This is a genomic window from Pseudomonas sp. FW305-3-2-15-E-TSA4, from assembly GCF_058787295.1.
On the sequence record NZ_JBYSZP010000040.1, the window covers coordinates 1 to 2200 of the forward strand.

General features: G+C 60.2%; 3 protein-coding genes. 1 reads left to right on the top strand and 2 read right to left on the bottom strand.

Features of this window, described 5'->3' with window-relative positions; translation table 11 throughout:
• Positions 1-112: 112 nt before the first annotated feature.
• Together AC3WMV_RS28280 and AC3WMV_RS28285 are read right to left on the bottom strand one after the other, a co-directional pair.
• Entirely contained in the window at positions 113-568 is a 456-nt protein-coding gene (locus AC3WMV_RS28280) for a DMT family transporter (RefSeq protein WP_027614318.1), read from the bottom strand.
• Positions 569-572: 4 nt separating this feature from the next.
• Positions 573-1058 carry a DMT family transporter gene (locus AC3WMV_RS28285; RefSeq protein ID WP_103369836.1) on the bottom strand — a complete coding sequence of 162 codons (486 nt, stop codon included), beginning with the start codon at positions 1056-1058 and terminating at the stop codon, positions 573-575.
• Between the two features lie 113 nt (positions 1059-1171).
• On the opposite strand from AC3WMV_RS28285, the gene AC3WMV_RS28290 reads away from it, so the two are divergent.
• The gene (locus AC3WMV_RS28290) at positions 1172-2107 is read left to right on the top strand and encodes a LysR family transcriptional regulator (RefSeq protein WP_103369835.1); all 936 of its coding nucleotides are present in this window, start codon (positions 1172-1174) and stop codon (positions 2105-2107) included.
• Positions 2108-2200: the final 93 nt, after the last annotated feature.

Genomic DNA, 2200 nt, shown 5'->3' on the forward strand with positions numbered 1-2200 from the left:
ACGTCAGGGTAAAGCCTTTTTGGTTACTTTTTCGGCGTCTGGAAAAAGTGACCCGCCGTAAGGGCGGAACCCTAAGCCGCCGTTACCGCAGCAACGGATATACACCCAAAACTCAATCAGAACCCCGAACACTACTCCGATACATAAAGACCAAAGCCAACCCCAGACAAACCATCGCCAACACCCGCGAAGACGAAAGCTCGATCGCCGGATTCCCCAGCCAGCCAAAATTGTCGATCAACATCCCCATCCCAAGTTGACCAACAATCACCGCCACCGTCGCCACCGCAGTCCCCACAACAGGCACCGCGCCAACCATGACCATCATGTAAACCACCCCAAACAGCGCCCCGCAGACCTGCCACTTCGGCACATCGAGCAAACTCACCGCATGCGCCGGTTCAAAAAACACAATCAACAATCCGGTGACCACAGCCCCGACGAAAAACGTCAGCAAACTGCTGCGCAATACCCCGACGCTTTCACCGAGGCGCCCATTGATCGCCGCCTGCACACTCAACACCGCGCCAGCCAACACCACCACTGCCAACAAAATAACCAGACTCATATTCTCAACCCCGCGCAATCAGAACCAATGCCACCACAATCAACACCAATGCCAGCCACCGCTCGGCATTGACCTTCTTGCGCGTCGCGCCGAACCAGCCGAAATGGTCGATCAGCACACTCTTGCCGACCTGCCCGGACAAAATCGCGATCATCGTCATCGCGATCCCGATATGCGGCGTTGCCAGGGTCAGCACCACCACGTACATCGGCCCGAGAAAGCCGCCGATCAATTGCCAGCGCGGCAGATCGGTCAGCGCCGGGCCTTTCTGCGGGCCGGCGAACAACAGCAGCAAAAACAGAATCGCCGAACCCACGCCGAAGATGCTCAAAGTCGCCCACAGATGCCCGACCTGCTCCCCCAACGGCCCCAGTAACCCGGCCTCCACCGACAGGCCCATGCCGGCCAGAATCACCAGCGGCAGCAACAACAGGCGCAGCCACGACCGGGTCGCCGGCGCCGGCACACTCACTTCATCCAATGTCTGCATCATCCAAAACCCACGCAAGTAAACGATGGCGCGGATTATCGGCTGGCGTAGCTGTGCGATAAATGGGAGCATCCTGACAACACTTTTGCTTAACGCGCACAGCAGGACGATCCATGCACGGGCTGAATGAACTGGGATTCAAGGCACTCAGGCTGTTTGTGGCGGTGCTCGACCACGGCAGTTTTTCCGAAGTCGCCCGGCGCGAGGGCGTGGCGCCCTCTTCGATTTCACGGCAGATACAGTTGATGGAGCAGGCGCTGAACCAGCAATTGCTCTACCGCCACACCCGCGCTGTCACCCCGACCGAAGCCGGGCGCATGCTCGGCCACCATGCGCGGCTGGTGCTGGTGCAACTGGAGGAAGCCGAGCAGGCGTTGCAGGAGCAGCAAAGCGAACCCACCGGACTGGTGCGGATCAACGCACCGGTGGTGTTCGGCCAACGTCATCTGACGCCGTGGCTCGGTCAGTTGTGCGCGCGCTATCCGAAGCTGCAACTGGACATCCAGCAGACCGACCATTACGTCGACCCGTTGCAGGAAGGCGCCGACCTGCTGTTTCGCATCGGCCCGATGCACGACTCGAGCATGCAGGCGCGGATTCTCGCGCCGCACCGCTTTCAGGTCGCGGCCAGCCCGGCTTACCTGAAGCGTCACGGCACGCCGCAGCACCCGGAGGATCTGGCGCAACACCAGTGCCTGGCCTACAAAGGTGCGACCGGTCAGCAACGCTGGTTTTTCCGTCAGGATCAGGACGACTGGACGCCTTACTCGGTCAAAGGCCCGATCACTGGCAACCACGCCGACACCCTCACTCAGGCCGCCGAGCAAGGCCTGGGGTTGGTGATGTTCCCATCATGGCTGATTGGTGAAGCGGTGCGCGAAGGCACGCTGGTGCCGGTGTTGCGCGAGTATCAGGTGTCGAACAGCCTGGAGACGCAGCAGATCGCAGTGCTGTGGCCGGGGAGTCGAAGGTTGTCGGTGAAGGTGCGTACGGTGATCGATTTCTTTGTCGAGTGCTTTGGCGAAGTGCCCTACTGGGACAGACCCTGAGCCCTACACAAAACCCAATGTGGGAGCAACTGTCTTACTGCCACCGTTCGTCACCGCCACTCTGTGCCGTCTCGCAGCATGGCATTCAGTCTG

Excerpts from the sequence above, each read along its gene's own strand:
- AC3WMV_RS28280 (WP_027614318.1), bottom strand. The coding sequence starts at position 568 with ATGAGTCTGGTTATTTTGTTGGCAGTGGTGGTGTTGGCTGGCGCGGTG.
- AC3WMV_RS28285 (WP_103369836.1), bottom strand. The coding sequence starts at position 1,058 with ATGCAGACATTGGATGAAGTGAGTGTGCCGGCGCCGGCGACCCGGTCG.
- AC3WMV_RS28290 (WP_103369835.1), top strand. The coding sequence starts at position 1,172 with ATGCACGGGCTGAATGAACTGGGATTCAAGGCACTCAGGCTGTTTGTG.